24 protein-coding genes are annotated in these 22,033 nt (G+C 66.9%); 8 read left to right on the top strand and 16 right to left on the bottom strand.

The window, feature by feature from the left end; all coding sequences use genetic code 11:
* Nucleotides 1-51 precede the first annotated feature (51 nt).
* Both BCL79_RS13370 and BCL79_RS13365 read left to right on the top strand, forming a co-directional pair.
* Complete coding sequence (locus tag BCL79_RS13370) at nt 52-681, top strand: superoxide dismutase (RefSeq protein ID WP_121041908.1); 630 nt, start codon at nt 52-54, stop codon at nt 679-681.
* 31 nt (nt 682-712) lie between these two features.
* Complete coding sequence (locus BCL79_RS13365; RefSeq protein ID WP_121041906.1) at nt 713-1,039, top strand: tetratricopeptide repeat protein; 327 nt, start codon at nt 713-715, stop codon at nt 1,037-1,039.
* A 24-nt stretch (nt 1,040-1,063) separates the two neighbouring features.
* Here the strand turns inward: BCL79_RS13365 and BCL79_RS13360 are convergent, their stop codons facing one another.
* Genes BCL79_RS13360 through BCL79_RS13345 form a run of 4 tightly spaced genes read right to left on the bottom strand, consistent with a single transcriptional unit; the run spans nt 1,064 to nt 6,816 of the window.
* A complete protein-coding gene (locus BCL79_RS13360; protein ID WP_121041904.1) occupies nt 1,064-1,699 on the bottom strand; it encodes an inorganic diphosphatase in 636 nt (211 codons plus the stop codon).
* 49 nt (nt 1,700-1,748) lie between these two features.
* A complete protein-coding gene (locus BCL79_RS13355) occupies nt 1,749-3,098 on the bottom strand; it encodes a purple acid phosphatase family protein (RefSeq protein WP_183073789.1) in 1,350 nt (449 codons plus the stop codon).
* 32 nt (nt 3,099-3,130) lie between these two features.
* A complete protein-coding gene (locus BCL79_RS13350) occupies nt 3,131-4,246 on the bottom strand; it encodes a phytase (protein WP_121041900.1) in 1,116 nt (371 codons plus the stop codon).
* Nucleotides 4,246-6,816: a TonB-dependent receptor gene (locus BCL79_RS13345; RefSeq protein WP_121041898.1), complete on the bottom strand. Its 2,571-nt coding sequence runs from the start codon at nt 6,814-6,816 to the stop codon at nt 4,246-4,248. Before BCL79_RS13345 ends, BCL79_RS13350 begins: the two co-directional genes overlap by 1 nt.
* Nucleotides 6,817-6,978: 162 nt before the next feature.
* Here BCL79_RS13345 and upp point away from each other — a divergent pair, with 162 nt between their 5' ends.
* A complete protein-coding gene (upp, locus tag BCL79_RS13340; protein WP_121041896.1) occupies nt 6,979-7,614 on the top strand; it encodes a uracil phosphoribosyltransferase in 636 nt (211 codons plus the stop codon).
* Nucleotides 7,615-7,722: 108 nt separating this feature from the next.
* On the top strand, nt 7,723-8,007 hold the full coding sequence (locus BCL79_RS13335; protein WP_121041894.1) for a PsiF family protein: 285 nt from the start codon (nt 7,723-7,725) through the stop codon (nt 8,005-8,007).
* 142 nt (nt 8,008-8,149) lie between these two features.
* Here BCL79_RS13335 and BCL79_RS13330 read toward each other — a convergent pair whose 3' ends face one another.
* The 6 genes from BCL79_RS13330 to rsmD all read right to left on the bottom strand — a co-directional run bounded on the left by BCL79_RS13330 (nt 8,150) and on the right by rsmD (nt 12,935).
* Nucleotides 8,150-9,037 (bottom strand): MBL fold metallo-hydrolase, encoded by an 888-nt coding sequence (locus BCL79_RS13330; RefSeq protein ID WP_121041892.1) that lies wholly within the window; start codon nt 9,035-9,037, stop codon nt 8,150-8,152.
* A gap of 96 nt (nt 9,038-9,133) precedes the next feature.
* Complete coding sequence (gene ggt, locus BCL79_RS13325; protein ID WP_121041890.1) at nt 9,134-10,870, bottom strand: gamma-glutamyltransferase; 1,737 nt, start codon at nt 10,868-10,870, stop codon at nt 9,134-9,136.
* Nucleotides 10,867-11,151 carry a YfhL family 4Fe-4S dicluster ferredoxin gene (locus BCL79_RS13320; RefSeq protein WP_070427136.1) on the bottom strand — a complete coding sequence of 95 codons (285 nt, stop codon included), beginning with the start codon at nt 11,149-11,151 and terminating at the stop codon, nt 10,867-10,869. The genes ggt and BCL79_RS13320 overlap by 4 nt, the downstream gene beginning before the upstream one ends.
* Before the next feature lie 125 nt (nt 11,152-11,276).
* Nucleotides 11,277-11,768: a hypothetical protein gene (locus BCL79_RS13315; protein ID WP_019183240.1), complete on the bottom strand. Its 492-nt coding sequence runs from the start codon at nt 11,766-11,768 to the stop codon at nt 11,277-11,279.
* 47 nt (nt 11,769-11,815) lie between these two features.
* Nucleotides 11,816-12,325, bottom strand: coding sequence for a pantetheine-phosphate adenylyltransferase (gene coaD, locus BCL79_RS13310; protein ID WP_121041888.1), 510 nt, complete (start codon nt 12,323-12,325; stop codon nt 11,816-11,818).
* Nucleotides 12,326-12,332: 7 nt separating this feature from the next.
* Complete coding sequence (gene rsmD, locus BCL79_RS13305) at nt 12,333-12,935, bottom strand: 16S rRNA (guanine(966)-N(2))-methyltransferase RsmD (protein WP_121041886.1); 603 nt, start codon at nt 12,933-12,935, stop codon at nt 12,333-12,335.
* Between the two features lie 420 nt (nt 12,936-13,355).
* On the opposite strand from rsmD, the gene htpG reads away from it, so the two are divergent.
* A complete protein-coding gene (htpG, locus tag BCL79_RS13300; RefSeq protein WP_121041884.1) occupies nt 13,356-15,254 on the top strand; it encodes a molecular chaperone HtpG in 1,899 nt (632 codons plus the stop codon).
* Between the two features lie 87 nt (nt 15,255-15,341).
* Here the strand turns inward: htpG and BCL79_RS13295 are convergent, their stop codons facing one another.
* Nucleotides 15,342-15,638, bottom strand: a complete 297-nt coding sequence (locus BCL79_RS13295) for a hypothetical protein (protein ID WP_121041882.1) — start codon at nt 15,636-15,638, stop codon at nt 15,342-15,344.
* A 165-nt stretch (nt 15,639-15,803) separates the two neighbouring features.
* Here BCL79_RS13295 and ftsY point away from each other — a divergent pair, with 165 nt between their 5' ends.
* Genes ftsY through BCL79_RS13280 form a run of 3 tightly spaced genes read left to right on the top strand, consistent with a single transcriptional unit; the run spans nt 15,804 to nt 18,703 of the window.
* Nucleotides 15,804-17,234 (top strand): signal recognition particle-docking protein FtsY, encoded by a 1,431-nt coding sequence (ftsY, locus tag BCL79_RS13290; protein WP_121041880.1) that lies wholly within the window; start codon nt 15,804-15,806, stop codon nt 17,232-17,234.
* A 55-nt stretch (nt 17,235-17,289) separates the two neighbouring features.
* Nucleotides 17,290-18,429, top strand: coding sequence for an A/G-specific adenine glycosylase (gene mutY, locus BCL79_RS13285; RefSeq protein ID WP_121041878.1), 1,140 nt, complete (start codon nt 17,290-17,292; stop codon nt 18,427-18,429).
* A gap of 4 nt (nt 18,430-18,433) precedes the next feature.
* Nucleotides 18,434-18,703 (top strand): oxidative damage protection protein, encoded by a 270-nt coding sequence (locus BCL79_RS13280; protein WP_088432204.1) that lies wholly within the window; start codon nt 18,434-18,436, stop codon nt 18,701-18,703.
* Nucleotides 18,704-18,766: 63 nt separating this feature from the next.
* On the opposite strand, the gene BCL79_RS13275 is transcribed toward BCL79_RS13280, so the two are convergent.
* The 5 genes from BCL79_RS13275 to BCL79_RS13255 form a co-directional block, all read right to left on the bottom strand.
* Nucleotides 18,767-19,231, bottom strand: a complete 465-nt coding sequence (locus BCL79_RS13275) for a DUF6491 family protein (RefSeq protein WP_121041876.1) — start codon at nt 19,229-19,231, stop codon at nt 18,767-18,769.
* 105 nt (nt 19,232-19,336) lie between these two features.
* Nucleotides 19,337-20,050, bottom strand: a complete 714-nt coding sequence (gene lolD / locus BCL79_RS13270; protein ID WP_121041874.1) for a lipoprotein-releasing ABC transporter ATP-binding protein LolD — start codon at nt 20,048-20,050, stop codon at nt 19,337-19,339.
* Entirely contained in the window at nt 20,043-21,284 is a 1,242-nt protein-coding gene (locus tag BCL79_RS13265; RefSeq protein WP_088432207.1) for a lipoprotein-releasing ABC transporter permease subunit, read from the bottom strand. The genes lolD and BCL79_RS13265 overlap by 8 nt, the downstream gene beginning before the upstream one ends.
* 23 nt (nt 21,285-21,307) lie before the next feature.
* Nucleotides 21,308-21,757 (bottom strand): hypothetical protein, encoded by a 450-nt coding sequence (locus BCL79_RS13260; protein WP_121041872.1) that lies wholly within the window; start codon nt 21,755-21,757, stop codon nt 21,308-21,310.
* Complete coding sequence (locus tag BCL79_RS13255) at nt 21,708-21,956, bottom strand: succinate dehydrogenase assembly factor 2 (protein WP_019183252.1); 249 nt, start codon at nt 21,954-21,956, stop codon at nt 21,708-21,710. The genes BCL79_RS13260 and BCL79_RS13255 overlap by 50 nt, the downstream gene beginning before the upstream one ends.
* Nucleotides 21,957-22,033: the final 77 nt, after the last annotated feature.

The raw sequence follows: 22,033 nt of genomic DNA, 5'->3' as shown, positions 1-22,033 counted from the left end.
TCCCCGTGCTGCGTGCCGGCACCGCCCCCACCTGCTCTTCCGGAGATATCCATGGCCTACACCCTCCCCGCCCTGCCCTACGCCTACGACGCACTCGAACCGCACTTCGATGCACGCACGATGGAAATCCATCATGCCAAGCACCACCAGACCTACATCACCAATCTCAATGCGGCACTCGCCGATGCCGGCATCGAAAGCACCGACATCGATGCACTGATCGCCGATATCGGGTCCCTGCCCGAGGGGGTGCGCAACGCCGTCCGCAACAACGGCGGCGGACATGCCAACCACAGCCTGTTCTGGACCGTCCTGACGCCGGACAGCGGCCAACCGGACAATGTGGTTGCCGCCGCCATCGAGCGTGACCTCGGCGGCCACGGCGCGTTCAAGGAGGCCTTCACCAGGGCCGCGCAGACCCGCTTCGGCAGTGGCTGGGCGTGGTTGACGTTGAACCGGGACGGCAAGCTTGCGGTGGAGAGCAGCCCGAACCAGGACAACCCGTTGATGGGCGAGTTCGCCGGCCTCTCCGGTGGCACGCCGATCCTGGGGCTGGATGTATGGGAACACGCGTACTACCTCAACTACCAGAACCGGCGCCCGGACTACATCGCCGCCTTCTTCGAGCTGATCGACTGGACTGAGGTCGCGCGCCGTTACCAGGCCGCCGGCGGGCGTTGATGGGCGCCGGTATTGCACGGTAGAGACATCGATGGATATCCCCGCACTGCAACGTCTGCTCGAACGTGGTCGCGACAGCGCCCTGCTCCGCTTCGGCCTGGGCAAGGCCCTGCTCGATGCGGGCGACACCGCGGAGGCGGTCATCCATCTGCAGCGCTGTGTCGCTCAGGACCCGCGCTACTCGGCGGGCTGGAAATGGTTGGGCAAGGCGCATCTGGCTGCCGGCGATACCGACGCGGCGGCACAGGCGTGGCAGGAAGGCAGTACTGTGGCCGGGACCAACGGCGACAAACAGGCGGTCAAGGAGATGGCCGTGTTCCTGCGGCGGCTGCACAAGGCGACTGCGGGCCGGGCGTGATCGCCCGGCATCGCACGTGGCTGATCAATCGCCCTTCGCGCGCCGCTGCTGCGCATCGAAGCGCTGCATGGAGGCACGAATCAGCGCCTTGGCCTCGGCGGCATTGCCCCAGCCATTGAGCTGGACCGGATTGCGGCCGGCCGGCAGGTCTTTGTAGACCCGGAAGAAAGCTTCGATGCGCTGCCGCTCGATCAGCGGCAGATCGTCCAGATCGCGGATGCTGGCGTAGGTCGGGTCGATCTTGTCGGTCGGCACGCCGATGACCTTTTCGTCCTGCTCGCCGTCATCGACCATCTTCAGGAAACCGATCGGACGGAACCGCACGATCACGCCGGGATGCAGCGGCTCACGGGTCAGCACCAGCGCATCCAGCGGGTCGTTGTCGCCCGCCAACGTGCGCGGCATCGAGCCGTAGTTGGCCGGGTACGCCACCGGCATCGACTGGAAGCGATCCACATGCACCAGACCGTCGTCCTTGATCTCGTACTTGGTGAAGCTGCCGGCCGGGATCTCCACGGCCAGATTCACCTCCTCCGGAGCATTCTTCGGCTGCGCGGCAAGGAACGGGTGCTGCACCGCGTTGCCGGCCACGCTGGCACCGGCGAGCAGCAGCAGCGAGGTGGCCAAGGCGGCCCGCGCGATGGAACGGCGATGGATCATCTCGATCTCCACGGAAGGCCGGGCACGCCGCAGCGGCCCGGCCGGTCGGTCATTCCCAGCAACGGTCGGCGCGGCCCTTCAGGGTCTGGGCGCGCGTGCAGTCACGGGGGGCGATGCGTCCCTGCGTCAGTTCGGCCTTCTGTTTGCGGCCATCGGCGCCACGTGTCAACTCGAAGCCGTCGTACAGGCGGCCGGTGACGGTGCGTGCCTCGTAGCGCAGGTGGCTCGGATCAATCTTCAAGACCTGGAACAGCTGCGTGTCCTCACCCACCGGCGCCATGGTGGCACGGGCTTCGTCCGAGAGCCGGTACTGCTTCGGCCCGGCCACGGTGACCACGAACTGCGGCGTCGCACCCTTCCCTTCGCCACGGCGGCCGTAGGTGTGGTCGTGGCCCTGCAGGACCAGATCGACCTGGTGGCGCCGCACCACGGGCAGCAGCACATCGCGCAGTTCGGCGTTCTCGCGGCCTTCGCGCGGGGAATAGAACGGCTGATGCAGCAGCACGATGCTCCACGGGTGCGGATTGTCGGCCAGCACCGTGTCCAGCCAGGCGGCCTGCGCCTTGGCGGTGCCCAGATCGAGCGCGGAGGTGCCGTCGAGTACGGCGATGCGCACGCCCTGGTAATCGAACCAGTAGGTACTGGTGTCGGCGGCGTCCACGCCGTTGCGTGGCAATGCGAACGTCACCGGCCAGTGACGGCCGAGCACGCGGCGCTCCTGCGGCGTGTCTTCGAATTCCTCGACGTACTCATGGTTGCCGATTGCCGGGGCGACCGCGGTTTCCTGCGGCAGCCAGCCGGCGGCGGCGAACCACTCGCCCCACTCGCTGTCATCCTGCCCGTCGCCACCGCTGACCAGATCACCGGCGAACAGGCTCAGGCGTGCATCCGGGGCGGCCTTGATGCCGGCCCGCATGACGCGCGAAACGTGGCTGAGGTTCTTGTTCTGGGTGTCACCGAAGTACAACAGCGTGAGCGGCTGGTCGGCACGGCCGGCAGTGCGCAGCTGGTTCCAGGCACTCCAGGTGTTCTGACCCTGCACGCGCCACAGGTACAGCGTGTCCGGCTGCAGGCCGGTGATGTCGGCACGGTGATGATGGGACGTGCCCAGTTCGGTGGTCAGCGCCTGCGTGCTGGCGGAGATGCGGGTGGGCGTCCCCACATCCGGCGAATCACCGGCCAGCACCCATTCCAGCACCGGCGCCTTGACCGAGGTATCGGTCCGCCACGCCACCGAGAAGCCGCGCGCCGCGTCCTGTGCCGGCGAGGCGACCAGGCGGTCGGGGAAGCCGGTCGCTGCGTAGTGCCGGTTGCCGGCCGGCACCTGGGTGTTGGGCTCGGCCCCGGTCTCGGCGTCCTTCTTTGCCACGGCGCTGCCACTGCACAGCAGCAGCGCCATCGTCAGCGCGGTCAAGGCGGCAGGAACGCGGCTCACGCGCCGCACTCCAGCGGCAGCGACACCTGCTTGGCGATGCTCGCCCAGTCGAAGGCCACCACGCCCTGATCATCGTGCACGGCATACAGCGCGCCATGCGGGAAGCGCGCGGACGGTGCCTGCATCGACCAGATGCCGTCGGTGTTGGCCACCGTATTACCCTGGAATGCACCGACATGTTTCAGGCTGTGCCGGTCGAACAGATGGAACACGCTGCGCTGCTTGCCCTGCTCGGTGGTGATCCACCAGCCGTCCTTGCCACAGGTGCGCAGCATCACGCCTTCGGCCTGGGCCTGGAAGGCATCGCGGCCGAACGTGGCGCCGCTGAAGCGGCCTTCCAGCGTGTAGACCTTGAACTCGCTGGCGTAGGTTTCGTCTTCTTCAGCGATCAGCAGGCGGTCGTTGGCCGGGTCGCCCCAGATCGATTCGACCACCCGCAGCGCGCCGGCCTCGGTGGTATCACCGATGCTGGCGGTGAGCGTGGCCTGCGCCTTGCCGCCCTCCAGGGTGAGCGCGTAACGACGCACGCGCTTGTCCAGTTCGGCCAGCGGCGGCAGCACGTCGTTGCCCTGCGCGTCTTCGCCCGCGTCGTAGGAATCGGTGACGTACACGTCGTAGCCGTTACCTTGCTTGTTCACCCACAGCCCGTACGGCTTGCGCAGATCGTCGGCGCCGAACACGCCCAGCGGGCTGAAGTCTGGCAGCTGCAGGACCTGCACGCGGTGATTGTCACGCTCCACGATCAGCACGAGGTCATCGACCACGGCGATGCCGTTGGGGCGGTCGAACTGGCCCGGGGCGGTGCCAAGGCTGCCAACGTCACGCAGCTTCGCGCCGGTCTGCCCGTCATAGACCACCAGCTTGTCGGTGGCCTTGGCGGTTGCGATCAACCAGACCTGGCCCTCGGGCGTGGTCCAGCTGGCCGGCGAGTCGATGTTGTCTTTGGGGGTCATCGGGGTCAGGAACGCCTCGGCGACCGTGGCGACATCGCGTGCGGAGGCGTCGGCGGCCGTCGGGGACGCAGCGGGTGCAGCAGCCTGCGGCGTAGCCGCCGGCCGGCAGGCAGTCAACAGCGCCAGTGCGAGCAGGCTCAGACCATGGGACGCGCGCATCACAGGGCCACCTTCAGGCCAAGGGCGTAGGTGCGGCCATATTCTTCGTTCTGCAGGGTGCGCGAGCGCACGCCCTGGTAGAGCTCCAGCGGCTTGTCGAGCAGGTTCTGGGCTTCGAAGTAAACGCTCACGTTCGAGGTGATCTTGTAGTCCATGCTGAAATCGAGCTGGGTGTTGGGCGCCACATAGATGTCATAGGCGCGGCTGTCGCCGAGTGAATCCAGATACTCGCTGCGGTAGACCGCGGCCACGCGGGTGCTGAAGCCGGCCTTTTCATAGCCGAGGTGCGCGCTGTACACGTGCTTGGAGGCACGCGGCAGCATGAAGTCGTCGCGCTCGCGGCCCACAACGCCTGGATCGAAATCGGTATCCAGCCAGGTGCCGCTGGCGCCGACCAGCAGACCATCCCAACCGGCCGGCAGGAAGGCGAGCTGCTGCTGCCAGTTGAACTCGGCACCCTTCACCGTGGCCTTGTTGCCGTTGATCACCCGGGTGACCTCGTAATCCGGGTACGCCGGATCGGTGTTGCTCACCGTGTTGACGATGTAGCCGTCGATCGACTTGTGGAACACGCCCAGCGAGACGATGCCGGTGCTGCCGAGGTATTTCTCGAGCGACAGGTCGATGTTCCTGGATTCATAGGGATTCAGCTGCGGATTGCCGATCCGGACTTCCTCATCCCCCCGGCTCAGGCCGACGCGCGGTGCCACATCGCCGAACGACGGGCGCGAGACGGTCTTGTTGGCGGCCGCACGCAGCACCCAGTCATCGCCGGCGTCGTAGCGCAGGTGCAGGCCGGGCAGCACGTTGGTGTAGCTGCGGCTCACGCTCAACGGGGTGACCGTGAAGCTGCGGCCATTGGGTGCCACGTCCACGCTGTTGCCAGTGGCGCTGAACTGGGTGTTCTCCACGCGCACGCCACCGATGATGCGCAGCGCGCCGATATCCCAGGTGCCCATCGCATAGCTGGCGAAGATGTCTTCGCTGGCGGTGTAATCCTCTTCCAGCGAGGTCAGCGCATTGCCGCCGGTATCCTGCGGGCGGGCGCTGTACTGACCACCAGACTGCGCCCAGTAGCGGCGCATCGCATCCGAGCTCATGCCCTGGCCGAGGCTGCCGCCGCGGTGATCGGGGGTGGAGGTGGTCCAGTCCGACAACGCCACGTCCGGGCCGACGCGCAGTTCGCGCTCATCGACATTGACGTCGCGGTCGCGCCAGCGGCCGAGCAGGCCAAACTTGATGCTGGAGGATTCGCCATCGAAGCGCACGTTGATCTGCGCACTGCGTTCGCTGTCGTTGACCTGCTTGGGCGACACCACGAAACGATCGAAATCGTAGTTGCCGTTATCCATCCACTCCGCGCTGGTCAGGCTGTAGCGCGGGATGCCACTGTTCTGATCGACGCTGGCGCCGAGGTCGTCGCCGTTGTACTCGAAGCGCGCCTCCATCTCATCGTTGACGCGCTCTTCGGTACGCGTGTAACCGACCTTGTAATCGACCACCGCATTGGTCAGGCGGTTCTCGCCGCCGGCGCTGGTGGTGAAGGTGTTTTCTTTCTTGGTGCGATAGCGCATGCGCTTCTGGATCGCATCGGCCGGCAGGTCATCGACGCGGTACTGGTTGCTGCCCAGCGCGGTGACGTCGCCATCGCCGAAGTTGAAGAGGGTGCGCTGGCGGGTTTCGGCATCGTCGAACTGGCTGTACAGCGTGCGCAGGTAATAACGATTGTCTTCATCCGGGTGCCAATCCAGATTGAGGTTCGCGCCGATACGCTTGCGCTCGATCTCGTACTTGCGCTGCTGCAGGCTGGTGGCGAACAGGTCGTCTTCGGCACCGCCGTCGAACTCGCCGTACTCCACTTCGGTGTTGTCCGATTCGAACTTGCGGTTCTGGTAATTCACGCCCAGCGCAACGCCGAAGGTATCGGCGAACACTTCGCTGTAGTTGATCGCGGCCTTCGGGCTGGTATTGCCGGAGAGCTGCTGGTGGCTGGCCTCGATCTTGCCGCGCAGGTTGCGGCCCTCGCGGTCGAACGCCGAGGCCGACTCGACCAGGATCGCGCCACCGATGGCATCGCCCGGCATGTCCGGGGTGGGCGACTTGACCACGCGCAGGCGCTCGGTCGAGTCGGAGGGGATCACGTCCAGCGGTGCAGCGCGGCTGGAGTCTTCCGGGGTGCCGATGGCGATGCCATCCACGCTGACGCTGTTGAGGTTGGCATCCAGGCCACGGATGACCACGAAGCGCCCCTCGCCCTGGTCACGGGTGACGCTGACGCCGGGCAGGCGCTGCAGCGATTCGGCCACGTTTTTGTCGGGGTAGACGCCCATGGCATCGGAGGAGACCGCGTCTTCGATCGCATCGCTGCTGCGCTTGAGGTCGACCGCGCGGGTCTGCGACTCCAGCTGCGGGCGGACTTCGACCCGGTCCAGATCGATGGCGGCGGCACCGGCGGCGGCGCTGCCGGCCACCGTGCCGCCATCGGGCGTTTCGGCGGCATGGGCCGACGGGGTGATCACCGCCAGCAACGAGAGGCTGATCGCCAGGACCAACGGACGCTTCTTCTGCACTGCCTTCCCCAATCTGTGTAAAGAATGGGTCAGCACGGTATGTCCGGGAGGTTTCATGGGGATGACACCGGGGACATCGAACGGTCGGTGGCGGCGTCGGCTTTTGGCTTCGGTGGGGTGTTGCGGCACACTATCGGCCTCTCCTTTGCCAGTCATTCCCCCATGAAAATCGTCGAAGTGCGCCATCCGCTGGTGCAGCACAAGATCGGCCTGATGCGCGATGCGTCCCTGAGCACGAAGGACTTCCGCGAGCTGGCCAATGAGCTTGGTGGGCTGCTGGCCTACGAGGCCACCGCCGATCTGGATACCGAAGCCCACACCATGGCCGGCTGGGCAGGCCCGGTGACGGTGCAGCGCATCGCCGGGGCCAAGATCACCGTCGTGCCGATCCTGCGCGCCGGCCTGGGCATGCTCAGTGGCGTGCTCTCGCTGATCCCCGCCGCGCGCGTGAGCGTGGTCGGCCTGCAGCGCGATGAGGAAACCCTGCAACCGGTGCCCTACTTCGAGCGCCTGACCGGCCGCCTGGAAGAGCGCGATGCGCTGATCCTGGACCCGATGCTGGCCACCGGCGGCACCCTGATCGCCACCATCGACATGCTCAAGCGTGCCGGCGCACGCCGCATCAAGGGGATCTTCCTGGTGGCCGCGCCGGAAGGCATCGCCGCCGTGCAGGCCGTGCATCCGGACGTGGAGATCTATACCGCCGCCATCGATGCCCAGCTCAACGAGAAGGGCTACATCCTGCCGGGCCTGGGCGATGCCGGCGATCGGATTTTCGGGACCCGCGTGGTCGGTTGATTCCCTCGTTCCGACCGGCGGTCACCACCAGCCGCCGGTGCTTCACACGGCCTAGCCATGCCCGGGCAGAAGCTGCGCGCATCCTCAACCCGTGCGTGGAGCTGCGTCATGAAGACCTTGTCCCTGCTGGCCTGTCTGCTGCTTCTGGGTGGCCCGGCCGTTGTCAGTGCGGCGACGCCGCAGCAACAGCGCATGGCCGATTGCTCGGCCAAGAACAAAGGCAAGACCGGCGAGGACTACAAGACCGCGCAGAAGGCCTGCCTGAGCGCTCCGGCGCCGGCGGCGAGCACGCCGCAGGAGCGCATGAAGACCTGCAACGCCGATGCGGCTGCGAAGAAGCTGGCCGGCGATGCGCGCAAGACGTTCATGAGCGGCTGTTTAAAGGCGCATTGACGCATCGGGCCGGATTCATGCCCGGTGCCGTGAGGTGCCGTGCCGACCAACGGTCGGCATCTACCGGTGTGGTTGCCCAGCCGGTAATGCCGGGCACGGCGCGGTAATACCGGCCGGTGCGCGGCCGGACCTGCCGCAGGCGTCAGGCCAGCGCGCGGGCCTTCAGTTCGCCCTGTTCGTGCACGGTGCCGAAGCGGCCCTTCTCATCGCGTGACACCTGCGCCAACGCGCACTGCGGGTCGTGGGTGAAGAACAGATGGACGTTGCGGGCCAGTTTGTCTTCCAGGAAGCTGCGCTTCTCGTCGATCAGCAGTTCGGCGTTGCGGTCGTAACCCATCGTGATCGGCACATGCACCCACGAGCGGCCTGGGATCAGGTCCGCGCAGAACACCACGCCGCCCCGCGCCTGCCCATCCACCGTCTCCGGCCCGATGATCTCGGCCAGCATCAGCCCCGGGGTATGCCCGTCGCTGAAGCTGAAACGTACGCTGTCGCCCAGGGCGGTGGAATACGGACCGTCGACGATTTCCAGGCGGCCACTGGCCTGCAGCAGACCGGGCAGTTCCGGGATGAAACTGGCCCGATCGCGCGGATGCGGATGCAGCGCGCGCGCCCAGTGCTCGGCCCCGACCAGGAAGGTCGCATTCGGGAACAACAGTTCCGGCGCGCGACCTTCGCTCCACGGTGCCAGCAGGCCGCCGGCATGATCGAAGTGCAGATGGCTCAGCACCACCACGTCGATGTCTTCGTGCTCGAACCCGGCCTCGCGCAGGGATTCGATCAGCACATGGCTGGGTTCCTGCACACCGTAGCGGTCCCGCAGTTTCGGCTCGAAGAAAGCGCCGATGCCGGTTTCAAACAGCACCGTCTTGCCGGCCAGCGGGCTGGCGAGCAGTGCACGGCAGGCCAGTTCGATCCGGTTGAGATCGTCCGGCACTGCCCACTTTTCCCAGACCGCGCGCGGCGCATTGCCGAACATCGCGCCACCGTCGAGTTTCTGGGAGTTACCGCGGATGGACCATAGTTTCATTGGCAAATTATCGTCGTGGCCCCGTTAAATATTCGCTAGCCATCGCCCATGAAAAAACCCCGCCACTGGGACGGGGTTTCTCGTTTGTGCGGTCAATCAGTGTGCTTGGCTGACCGCGGCGCTGCCGACCGGATTGCGCGGGTCGCTGCCACCGCTGAGGACATTGCTGCGGCGGTCCCATTCCACGGTCTGCAGGTTGCCCCAGACGTGGCTGGAGCCGCGGCCACCCGCGGCGGTGTCGCCGGGCAGATCGATCTTGTGGCCCATTGCCTGCAGCTGTTTGATGGTGCCCGCATCGAAAGTGCCGCTCTCGGCCTCGATCAGATCCGGCAGCCACTGGTGGTGGTAGCGCGGCAACGCGGCGACCTGCTGGGCAGTCAGGCCATCGTCGTAGCCGAGGATCCCCAGCAGCACCATGGTGATGATGCGGCTGCCACCGGGCGTGCCGAGCACCACGACCTTGTCGGCGGACTCCATGAAGGTCGGGGTCATCGAGCTGAGCATGCGCTTGCCCGGCTTGGGCGCATTGGCCGCGTAGCCCATCACGCCGAAGGCATTGGGCGTGCCCGGCTTGAGCGCGAAATCGTCCATTTCGTTGTTCAGCAGCACGCCGGTACCCGACGGAATCAGGCCCGAGCCGTACAGCAGGTTCACGGTCTGGGTTGCGCCGACGCGGTTGCCTTCGCGGTCGATGATCGAGAAATGCGTGGTCTCGTCATCTTCAAGCGGGGTCGGGTTGCCCGACAGCAGATCGCTCGGGGTCGCCTTCTCCGGGTGGATGGTGGCACGCAGGCCCTGCGCGTAGTCCTTGCTGGTCAGCACTTTCTGCGGGATGTCCACGAAATCCGGGTCGCCCAGGAAGAAGGTGCGGTCGCGGTAGGCGCGGCGCATGGCTTCCACCACCAGGTGGGTGCGATGGGCCTGGTCCAGCGATTTCAGGTCCCAGCCTTCCAGGATCTGCAGCATGGCCGCCAGCGCGATGCCGCCGGAAGACGGGGGCGAGGCGGTGGTGATGGTCCAGTCGCGGTACTTGAAGGCGATCGGCTCGCGCAGCTTGACCCGGTAGCCGGCCAATTCCTCCGCGGTCCACTGGCCGCCGGCCTGCTTCACGCCCTTGAGCAGCAGCTTGCCGGTCTCGCCCCGGTAGAAGCCATCGAAGCCCTGGTCGGCCAGACGCTCCATGGTCCTGGCCAGTTCCGGCTGGCGGAACACATCGCCCTCGGCGATCGGCTTGCCGTTGCGCTCATAGACCTCGCGCGTGCCGGGATAGCGCTGCATCACCGCGCGCCGCGATTGGTAGCCCTTGGACATGCGCGCATACACCGGGAAGCCATCGCGCGCGATGCGCATGGCCGGTTCCAGCGAGGTCTTCAGCGGCAGCTTGCCGTGCTTGGAGGACAGTTCCACCAACGCTGCCGGCAGGCCCGGGATACCGGCCGACCAGGCACCGTTGACCGAACGGTCGCGGTCCAGATCGCCCTTCTTGTCCAGGAACGCTTCGGGCGTGGCGGACTGCGGCGCGGTTTCGCGCGCGTCCAGCATCACGTCCTTGCCGGTGGCCGCATCGTGCAGCAGGAAGAAGCCGCCGCCGCCAAGGCCGGAACTGATCGGCTCGACCACCGCCAGCGTGGCGGACACGGCCACGGCCGCATCGAATGCGTTGCCGCCCTTGGCCAGGATTTCCATGCCGGCTTCGGTGGCCAGGTGATGGCCACTGGCGACGGCCACGCCGTCAGGATGTTTGGCCAGCGCCGCCTGCGGGGATTCCGCCGCCCAGACGCTCGGGCTGACCAACAGGACGAGCAGCAACCAACGACGCGACAGCGTTCTCATTTGGGCAGAAACTCCGTGACATACAATTCGGGATGATCGCGCTGCAGCCCGTGCAGCTTGGCCAGCAGGGCGTCCTGGGTTTCCGGAATGTCCGGATCGGGATCGATGCATTCGACCGGGCAGACGACCACGCACTGGGGTTCGTCGAAATGCCCCACGCACTCGGTGCAGCGGGCCGGATCGATCACGTAGATGGTTTCACCCATCGAAATGGCCTGATTGGGACAGGCCGGCTCACAGACGTCGCAATTGACGCAGAGCTCATTGATTTTCAGCGACATGGCGTTACTCCACGCCCGCGCCGGCGGATGAGAACCGGCCCACGCGGGCGCGCGGGCCGGTCATCGGTGACGCCCCTGCGGGCGCCACCCGGGCCGCGCACACGGCGCAGCCGCCACTGCACGGGTTACTTGGCTTCGACGAAGATGTACTCGGCGCCGGTCGGCTGGATGATCGACTGGACGCGGGCGTTGTCGGCGGCCTTGCCGATGAACACCACGCGCACACCCTTCATCGAATCCGGCGAGACGTCCTTGAACACGGCCTGGATCATGTCGGCCATCTTGGCCGAGGCCGAGGAACCGAAGGCCAGCATGTTGCCCGGCTGCACGCCACGGCCCACGGCCTGGGTCGCGCTTTCGACCTGACGCTCATACTTGGCCGCGAATTCCGGGTCCGATTCCGGGGCGAGGTAATACAGGTACGGGCTGTTGCTGATGTTGCCCATGTTCTGCACGGCCACGGCCTGCAGGTACTTCTTCCAGCCGGCATCGTCATCGGCAGCCGGGGCGACCAGCGCCTGCTGGGCTTCGACGACCGGCGCGGCCTCTTCCTTCTTGCAGGCGGTGAAGGCCAGCGCGAACGACGCGATCAACATGGCACGCATGGTGTTGTTCATGGAATTCCTCCCTTGGTGATTCTTGGTATGTATGGGTCTGACAGGTACTACGCTTGGGCCGACTTCGCTTCACGGACTTTGCGCAGCGCCTCAAGCACGGCGGACGGCACAAAGCCGGACACGTCGCCACCCAGACGGGCGATCTCGCGGACCAGCGAAGACGAAATGAAACTGTGTTGCTCGGCCGGGGTCAGGAACAGGGTCTCGACCTCCGGGATCAGATGGCGGTTCATGCTCGCCATCTGGAATTCATATTCGAAATCGGACACCGCGCGCAGGCCGCGCAGCAGCACCCCGCCCTGCACCGAGCGCACGAAATGCGCCAGCAGGGTATCGAAACCACGCACTTCCACGTTGCGGTTGTGGCCCAGCGCATCGCGGGCCAGCTGCACGCGCTGCTCCAGCGGCAGGGTCGGCCCCTTGGACGGACTCTGCGCCACGCCCACTACCACCTTCTCGAACAAGGGTGCGGCGCGGTTCACCAGATCGATGTGACCGTTGGTGATCGGATCGAAGGTGCCCGGGTAGACAGCAATGCGGCGGTTGGCCACGGTCATACGTCAGCTACGCGTGTTGGTCTGGTGAAAGTGTAGCAGTGGCGCGCCGATACAGGGCAAAACGGACCTCCCGGGTGCCCCCCTCACGGTGCAGCAGCCACGGCGCGGGCATCTTCGGCGCCTGATCGGCCGGGGACTCCACGTACAGCCAGGCATCGGCGGCCAGATGCGAGGGCAGCCCGGCGATCACCGCCTCCCACAGCCCATCGGCGAACGGCGGATCGATGAACACGATATCCGCCAGCGCCCCGGCCGGCTGCCGCAGCCACTGCAGCGCATCGGCCTGTACCACCGCGATCTGCTCCTGCGCCCCCAGCTTGGCGACCGACTCGCGCAGTTGCCGGGACAACGCCACATCGCGCTCCACCAGCGTCGCCTGCGCCGCCCCCCGCGACACCGCCTCCAGCCCCAGCGCCCCGCTGCCGGCGAACAGATCCAGCACCCGCGCCCCACCCAGCCGCGGCATCAGCCAGTTGAACAGCGTCTCGCGCACCCGGTCACTGCTGGGCCGCAGCCCCGGTGACAGCGGCACCGGCAGCTTCGTATTGCGCCATTTGCCCCCGATGATCCGCACCTGACCCACGGCGGCCACCGGCTGCCGCGGCGTCATGCGTGGCTCCGCAGACAGGTGGCAACGGGATGGGCGAACGGGCGGAAGAGAGTCATGGGCACGGATGGCAGGCGGTTCAGGACGACATTCTAGGCGGTCCAGCGGTTGTCTCCACCCAGCGTCCCGATGCCGGAATGAAATGCAGCCACGCATGGCGTGGCTCCTGTCGCACGTCCGACCCACCTTGTAGAAGGTGGCGGGTACGGGGGGCCTAGACCGTTGGGCAGCATGGATGCTGCCCACGAGGCCCCATGGAGGGGTTCACGCCGCGTCCCGGCACCCCGTACCCGCCGCCCTCCCCACGCAGACAGACAGGCGCCGTGCTGGAGGTGGCGGCCTTGAATTCGGGACAATCCACCCCTACCCCTTGAGCCAGCCGCCGCGCCGGGCGCGGCAATGCCCCAAGGAGCAACACGACCCATGACCGTGCAGACCCAAAAAGAAACCCTGGGCTTCCAGACCGAAGTCAAACAGCTGCTGCAGCTGATGATCCACTCGCTGTACTCCAACAAGGAAATCTTCCTTCGCGAGCTCATCTCCAACGCCGCCGACGCCTCGGACAAACTGCGCTTCGAAGCGCTGACCCAGCCGGCCCTGCTCGAGAACGACGGCGACCTGCGCATCCGCGTCAGCTTCGACGCCACCGCCAACACCCTGACCATCGACGACAACGGCATCGGCATGAGCCGTGACGAAGCGATCGCCCACCTGGGCACCATCGCCAAGTCGGGCACCGGCGACTTCCTGCGCCAGCTCTCCGGCGACCAGAAGAAGGATTCCCAGCTGATCGGCCAGTTCGGCGTCGGCTTCTACAGCGCCTTCATCGTCGCCGACCAGGTCGACGTCTACTCCCGTCGCGCCGGCCTGCCCGCCAGCGAGGGCGTGCACTGGTCCTCGCGCGGCGAAGGCGAGTTCGACGTGGAAGGCATCGACAAGACCGAGCGCGGCACCCGCATCGTGCTGCACCTGAAGGACGACCAGCGCGACTTCGCCGACGGCTGGCGCCTGCGCGGCATCATCAAGAAGTACTCCGACCACATCGGCCTGCCGATCCAGATGGTCAAGGAACACCACGGCGAGGACGCCCCGGCCGAGATCGAGTGGGAAACCGTGAACCGTGCCAGCGCCCTGTGGACGCGCCCGCGTACCGAGATCAGCGACGCCGAGTACCAGGAGTTCTACAAGCACGCCGCGCACGACCATCAGGATCCGCTGGCGTGGAGCCACAACAAGGTCGAAGGCAAGCTCGAGTACACCTCGCTGCTGTACGTGCCCGGCCATGCGCCGTTCGACCTGTACCACCGCGATGCGCCCAAGGGCTTGAAGCTGTACGTGCAGCGCGTGTTCGTGATGGACCAGGCCGAGCAGTTCCTGCCGCTGTACCTGCGTTTCATCAAGGGCGTGGTGGATTCCAATGATCTGTCGTTGAACGTCTCGCGCGAAATCCTGCAGTCCGGCCCGGTCATCGATTCGATGAAGTCGGCGCTGACCAAGCGTTCGCTGGACATGCTGGAGAAGCTGGCCAAGGACAAGCCGGACGTCTATGCCGGCTTCTGGAAGCAGTTCGGCCAGGTGCTCAAGGAAGGTCCGGCCGAAGACTATGGCAACCGCGAGAAGATCGCCGGCCTGCTGCGCTTCGCCTCCACCCATGACGACAGCGGCGAGCCGAGCGTGTCGCTGGCCGACTACGTGGGCCGCATGATCGAGGGCCAGGACAAGATCTACTTCCTGACCGGCGACAGCCACACCCAGGTCAAGGACAGCCCGCACCTGGAAGTCTTCCGCAAGAAAGGCGTGGAAGTGCTGCTGCTCACCGACCGCATCGACGAATGGCTGATGGGGTACCTGACCGAGTTCGACGGCAAGTCGTTCGTCGATGTCGCACGCGGCGATCTGGACCTGGGCGCGCTGGAAAGCGCCGAAGACAAGCAGGCGCAGGAAGCCGTCGCCAAGGACAAGCAGGCACTGGTGGACCGCATCAAGACCGCACTGGGTGAGGACGTCGCCGACGTGCGCGTCTCGCACCGCCTGACCGATTCCCCGGCGATCCTGGCGATCGGCGAGCAGGACCTGGGCCTGCAGATGCGCCAGATCCTGGAAGCCAGTGGGCAGAAGGTGCCGGACAGCAAGCCGGTGTTCGAGTTCAACCCGGCCCATCCGCTGATCGGCAAGCTGGATCAGGAAGGCGATGCCGCGCGCTTCGACGACCTGAGCCGCGTCCTGTTCGATCAGGCCGCGCTGGCCGCGGGCGACACGCTGAAGGACCCGGCAGCGTATGTGCGCCGGCTCAACAAGCTGTTGCTGGAGTTGTCGGCGTAAGTCGTGCTGCAGGTGGGTGCCGGCCACGGGTCGGCGCCCGCTGCGGTTGATGGTGCATGGCGCCGCGCGGCAGTCAGCGCACGCGGGTCAGGCCCAGCGGTCGAGCAAGGTGCCCAGCATCTCGTCCTGACGCCGGATCACGGTTGCGTTGGCGGCAAACGCCAGCGCAGCCTGCTTGGCCGTGAGCAGATCCGCGATCGGCGCGTTGGCATCGTCGGGTGCGGCGACCACGGTGGCGGTGACACCGCCCCCTGCCGCTGTGGCCTGCGCGACACCCAGGCGCGTGGCATCAGCCACCGGCAATCGCGCCACGTTGGCGGCGGCCGCCTGTACGCCCAGCGAAGCGGCACGCATACCGGCGCTGGCAATGGACATCACACGCATCGTTCACCGTTTTGCTGTCCCGGCCGCGCCCGCATGGCGCAGCCCTTCACAACCGGTAACGGCCGCATCGGCCATTACTTGAGTCCCGCCCCACCGCACCTGCACGCCCATGGGCATTCGGGGCGCAGTGGTAGCATAGCCCTCTGATTTCAGCGTCTTTTGCCAATGCTCAGCTTCTTCCGTCGCAAAAAGCCCCAGGACGCCCCGCAAGAGGCGGCCAAGACCCAGCATTACTCCACCGAGGAGCTGGCTGCCGCGTTCCCGCAGACCACGCCCGAGCCTGCGGCAGCGCCTGCGCCGCTGCCGCCCGTGGTGGAAGCCGCGGCACCTGCTGCCGCGCCGGTCGAGCGCGAGACCGCGCCGACGCCGGTTGAGACTGCGCCTGTCCTTGCCACCCCGGTTGTGCCTGCGCCCGTTGTACCGGCGCCTGTGGTCGCACCGCCTGTTGCCCCGGCACCGGTCGCCCCCGCACCGGTGGTGACCGCACCGGTTGTCCCGACTCCGACTCCGGCTGCGCCGGTGAGCACGCCTGCGCCGGCTGTCGTCGCGACGCCGGTCGCCGCTCCGGCAGCGCCCGCCCCGGTTACTCCGGCAACGCCCGTTACGCTGGTTGCTCCGGCTGCGCCGACCACCGTGACCGAGCGCCCGTCCTCCCAGGACATCGCCCCCGCCGCCGCCGGCAAGAGCGGCTGGCGCGAGCGCCTGCGCAACAGCGTGATCGCCCGCAGCTTCGGCGGCCTGTTCTCGCGCAATCCCAAGCTCGATGACGACCTGCTCGACGAACTGGAAACCGCGCTGATCACCGCCGATGTCGGCGTCGGCGCGACCACGGCGCTGGTCGAAGGCCTGCGCAAGCGCATGAAGGCGCGCGAGTTCACCGATGCCAATGCACTGCTCACCGCGCTGCGCGCCGAGCTGATCGCGATCCTGCAGCCGGTGGCCAAGCCGCTGGTGATCGACCGCGCCGCCAAGCCCTTCGTGGTGCTCACCGTCGGCGTCAACGGCGTCGGCAAGACCACCACCATCGGCAAGCTGGCCAAGCGCTTCAAGGACGACGGCCACAGCCTGATGCTGGCCGCCGGCGATACCTTCCGTGCCGCTGCCGTCGCGCAGCTGCAGGCCTGGGGCGATCGCAACGGCGTGGCCGTGGTCGCGCAGGGCCAGAACGCCGATGCGGCCTCGGTCGCCTTTGATGCTCTGCAGGCCGGCAAGGCACGCGGCACCGAGGTGCTGATCGCCGATACCGCCGGCCGCCTGCATACCCAGGCCGGCCTGATGAACGAGCTCGGCAAGATCCGCCGCGTGCTCGGCAAGATCGACCCCCATGCGCCGCATGAAGTGCTGATGGTCATCGATGGCACCACCGGCCAGAACGCGCTCTCGCAGCTGCGTCAGTTCCATGCCGCGGTCAACGTGACCGGCCTGGTGGTGACCAAGCTGGATGGCACCGCCAAGGGCGGCGTGGTGTTCGCGCTGGCGCGTGAGTTCGGCATTCCGATCCGCTTCTGCGGCATCGGCGAGCGTCCGGAAGACCTGCGCGTGTTCGATCCGGAAGCCTTCGTCGACGCATTGCTGCCGGAAGCGCTGGGCACCTGAGCCGATGCCGATGCAGCCACGCATGGCGTGGCTCCAGCCCTTCTCCGGAACCTGCATGACCCGCCAGCCTACCGCCAGTGCCCCGTTGCCGACCGACGATGTCTTCGTCTCGCGGCTGTTGCACTGGTTCGATGACCACGGCCGGCATGACCTGCCGTGGCAGCACCCGCGCTCGCCGTACCGCGTATGGCTGTCGGAAATCATGCTGCAGCAGACCCAGGTCAGCACGGTCATTCCGTACTTCCTGAAGTTCCTCGAGGCGTTCCCGACCCTGCCCGACCTCGCCGCGGCGAGCAATGATGCGGTGATGGCGCAGTGGGCAGGCCTTGGCTATTACGCCCGTGCACGCAACCTGCATGCCGCCGCGCAGCGCTGCGTGGCGCTGCACGGCGGCGAGCTTCCGCGTGATTTCGATGCCTTGCATGCGCTGCCGGGCATCGGCCGCAGCACTGCGGGCGCGATTCTCAGCCAGGCCTGGAATGATCGGTTCGCGATTCTCGATGGCAACGTGAAGCGCGTGCTGACCCGCTATCACGGCATCGAGGGCTTTCCCGGACTGCCGGCGATCGAAAAGCAGCTCTGGGCGGTCGCCGAGGCGCACGCAGCGCAGGTACCCGGAACGCGCATGGTCGATTACACCCAGGCGCAGATGGACCTCGGCGCCAGTGTCTGCAGCCGCAGCAAGCCGGCCTGCGTGATCTGTCCGCTGCAGACCACCTGCGTCGCCCGTCGCGAGGGGCGTACCGATCAGCTGCCGACGCCCAAGCCCGGCAAGACCCTGCCCGAGCGCGAGGCGGTGGCGCTGCTGCTGCGCGATGCACGCGGCCGGGTGCTGCTGCAGAAGCGGCCGGACACCGGCATCTGGGCGCAGCTGTGGACCCTGCCCCAGGCCGACAGCGGGATCGCGTTGCAGGACTGGTTCGACGCGCACATCGACGGCTCGCTGGACGATGCCGAGCCGTTGCCGGTGCTGGAGCACACCTTCAGCCACTACCGGCTGCATCTGCGGGTGCTGGTGGCAACGGTACAGGGCTCGCGCGGTAAGGATGCCGGCGTGCGCTGGGTCGCTGCCGAGGAGCTGGCCACGCTGGGCCTGCCCGCGCCGATCCGCAAGCTGCTGGAGACGGGTGCACCGCCCGCTCAGCCCAAGCGCCGTACAATGCGGCGCGCAGCAACACCCCAAGACATCGAGTAACGCTATGCCCCGCACCGTTTTCTGCCAGTACGAACAACGCGACGCCGAAGGCCTGGACTTCGTGCCCTACCCCGGCGAGCTGGGCCAGCGCATCTTCAACCACATCGGCAAGCCGGCGTGGTCCGCGTGGCTGGCGCACCAGACCATGCTGATCAACGAAAACCGGCTGTCGCCGCGCGATCCCAAGCACCGCGCGTTCCTGGAAGAAGAACTGGTGAAGTATCTGTTCAGCGGTGGCGCGGAGAAGCCAGCCGGGTTCGTCCCGGAGGCCTGATCGCCTCTGATACCGACCAACGGTCGGTATGGTCGGGATCCGGTTGCCGGCCAGCGGCCGGCACTACCGGGTTGGCGACTGCTGGCCTTCTTCGCGCTCCTGCACCTGTGCCTGGCGCAGCTCCTGCTCGGACGCGCGCAACGCCTTGGTATCCAGCTTGCGGATGCTGCTGATGAAGCACGGCAGATTGACCGGGCCGGCCGTCGGATCGCGCACCAGCACCTTGTCAAAGCGTGACGAAACGCGGCCGATCCTGCTGGTCAGACCGATCGCCGAGGCATAGTCCAACCCTTGGCACGGCCCGGCCAGATCCAGCAGATAGCCCTCGCTCGGGCGCGTCCAGACCGCCAGCGCACTGTCGCCGAGAGCCGTCCAGCCCGACAGCGAGCCGTACAGCGGCATGTCCTGCTGCAGCGGCCCGGCGTGGGCGCGGTAGAGATCGAGCTTCTGCGCGGTGGACAGGCGGCCGGTACTGGCGCACGCGGCCAGCCCAAGGCACAGGGCCGCGATGGCAAGGGTCAGCTTCATGACGCCTCCTGCTGGGGAATGTGCGCCGATCATGCGCCGCCCGGCGTGCTCCCGGCGAGAGGAACCCGCCGGGTGTTCAGCGCTCAGGCAGCCACCGTTGCCTGCTCAGACCTCGCTGTGGGCCAGGCTGTGCAGCCGCCCTTCGCGCAACTCCAGCACGCGGTCCAGCTTGCGTGCCAGGGAGCGGTCGTGGGTCACCAGCACCAGGCTGGTGTGGTGCGCGCGGTTGAGCTCGAGCATCAGCTCGAACACGGTCGCGGCGGTCTTGTCGTCGAGGTTGCCGGTCGGCTCATCGCCCAGCACGCAGGCCGGACGGTTGACCAAGGCGCGGGCTACGGCCGCACGCTGACGCTCGCCGCCGGAGAGCTCGCCCGGCTTGTGGTCCAGGCGATGGCCCAGGCCGACCGATTCCAGCAGCGCCTGTGCGCGGGTGCGCGCGTCGACCACTTCTTCGCCGCCGAGCAGCACCGGCATCATCACGTTTTCCAGCGCGGTGAATTCGGGCAGCAGATGATGGAACTGGTACACGAAGCCGAGCGCGCGGTTGCGCAGCTGCCCGCGCTGGCTGTCGGACAGGCCGGACATGCGCTGGCCGGCCACGTAGACCTCGCCCGCCGTCGGCGTATCCAGCCCCCCCAGCAAATGCAGCAGGGTGCTCTTGCCGGCGCCGGAAGCACCGATGATGGCCACGGTCTCGCCGGCCGCTACGCGCAGGTCCAGCCCGTTGAACACGGGGGTCTGCATGCGGCCTTCGGCATAGGTCTTGGCCAGCGCTTCGGCGCGGATGACTTCCTGGCCCAGGGTGAGTGCTTCATTCATAACGCAGGGCCTCCGCCGGCTGGGTACGTGCCGCGCGCCAGGCGGGATACAGGGTGGCAAGGAAGCTCATGACCAGCGCCACGGCGGTGATCACGATGATGTCCGGGGTCTGCATGTCGGTCGGCAGGCCGGTGATGTAGTACACGTCCTCCGGCAGCAGCTTGACGTTGAACAGGGTCTCGATCGCGCCGAGGATGCGCTCCAGGTTCAAGGTCAGGGTGATGCCACCGATCACGCCGAGCACCGTGCCGAAGATGCCGATCAGCGAGCCCTGCACCATGAACACCTGCATGACGCCGCCCGGGGTCAGGCCCAGGGTGCGCAGGATCGCGATGTCGGCCTGCTTGTCGGTGACCAGCATCACCTGCGAGGAGACCAGGTTGAACGCGCCCATGGCGATGATCAGCGAGAGCAGGATGCCCATCACCACCTTCTCCATCCGCAGCGAGTGGTAGAGGTTGGCGTTCTGCTGGGTCCAGTCGCTGACCCGGTAGGCACCGGTCAGGTTGTGGGCCAGATCGACGCCGACATCCAGCGCCTTGTCCATGTCATGCAGCTTCAGGCGCACGCCGGTGACGCCATCGATGCGCAGTACTTTTTCCAGATCGGCCATGTTGGCGTAGGCCACGCCGCGGTCGACCTCGTTGTAACCGGCTTCGAAGATGCCGCTCACGGTGAAGCGTTTCATGCGCGGGATCGCGCCGATCGGCGTGCCCTGCACTTCGGCCAACGTGACCAGCACGGTATCGCCCACGCCGACACCGAGGTAGATCGCCAGCTCCTGGCCGACCAGCAGGTTGTAGCTGCCTGCGGTCAGGCTGTCGAAGCTGCCTTTCTTGACCTTCTGGTTGATCACCGAGACGTTGGGCTCCAGCGCCGGATCGATGCCCTGCACGATGGCGCCCTGCACCCGCGGCCCGCTGAGCATGGCCTGGATTTCGATGTACGGCGCCGCGCCGGCAACCCGCGGATCCTTCTTGGCCACCTCCACCGCATGCGCCCAATCGGCCATGGGGGCACCGTCGGTGGTGATGGTGGTATGCGCGGTCATCTGCAGCAGCCGATCGCGGATTTCCTTCTGGAAACCGCTCATGACCGCCAGCGTGGTGATCAGCACGGTCACGCCCAGGGCAATGCCGAGGATCGAGGCCATGGAGATGAAGGAGATGAAGCCGTTGCGGCGTTTGGCGCGCAGGTAGCGCAGGCCAATCGAGACAGGTATGGGTTTGAACATGCAGGTACGCCGGACAATTCAGGCTATGGTGCCACTGCAGGGGGTGAACGGGAAATGCAGTGTGCCCGGACGGCTAGTCGCAGTTCACGTGCCTGCCCCTGCGGGAGCGTATCGGGCCAGAACAAACGCCAGTGGCGGCGCCCGTCGTGCCGCCAGGCCAGCTGCACCAGCGGGCCGCGGCGCCGCATCTGCAGCGCCTCGACCGGCTCGCCATCCACCTGCGCCGGGTCTTCGTCCGCCGGAATCACGAAGACGCAGCCCCGGCGGCGCGCATATCGCCACGCCTCCCACCAGGTGCCGGCCATCGCCACCATGCCCAGCGCCAGGCCCCACGGCGCGGGCAGATCGGTCGCCCACAACGCCCAGGGCATCACCGCGCCCATGGCGATCAGCGCGCGGCACTGCCAGCGCGAGGGATGCCACTCACGCTGGAAGGGCGCGGATCCGGGCGATGAGGGCGGCGGGCGCGGCATGCGGGCACTCCTCGTAACCCATGAACCAGCGCCACAACTTATCGTCCTCGCTCTCGAGCAGGAACAGGAAAACCTCCCGCTCGTCTGTCGGTGCCTGCAGCCAGCAACGGTCCAGGTATCGGCCGAACAGCTGGTCCAGCTCGCGCATGCCGCGGCGGCAACGCCAGCGCAGCTTTTTCAGTTCAGTGGCTTCGTCCATTTTCTGCGTTTCCAGATAAGGCAAAGCCACGCATGGCGTGGCTCGACCGTTTCGATCATTTTCTGCGAAGCCACGCA

Origin of the sequence: Stenotrophomonas rhizophila (genome assembly GCF_003651185.1) — a bacterium.
Classification (GTDB): domain Bacteria; phylum Pseudomonadota; class Gammaproteobacteria; order Xanthomonadales; family Xanthomonadaceae; genus Stenotrophomonas; species Stenotrophomonas maltophilia_Z.
This window is presented reverse-complemented; position numbering and strand designations above follow the sequence as displayed.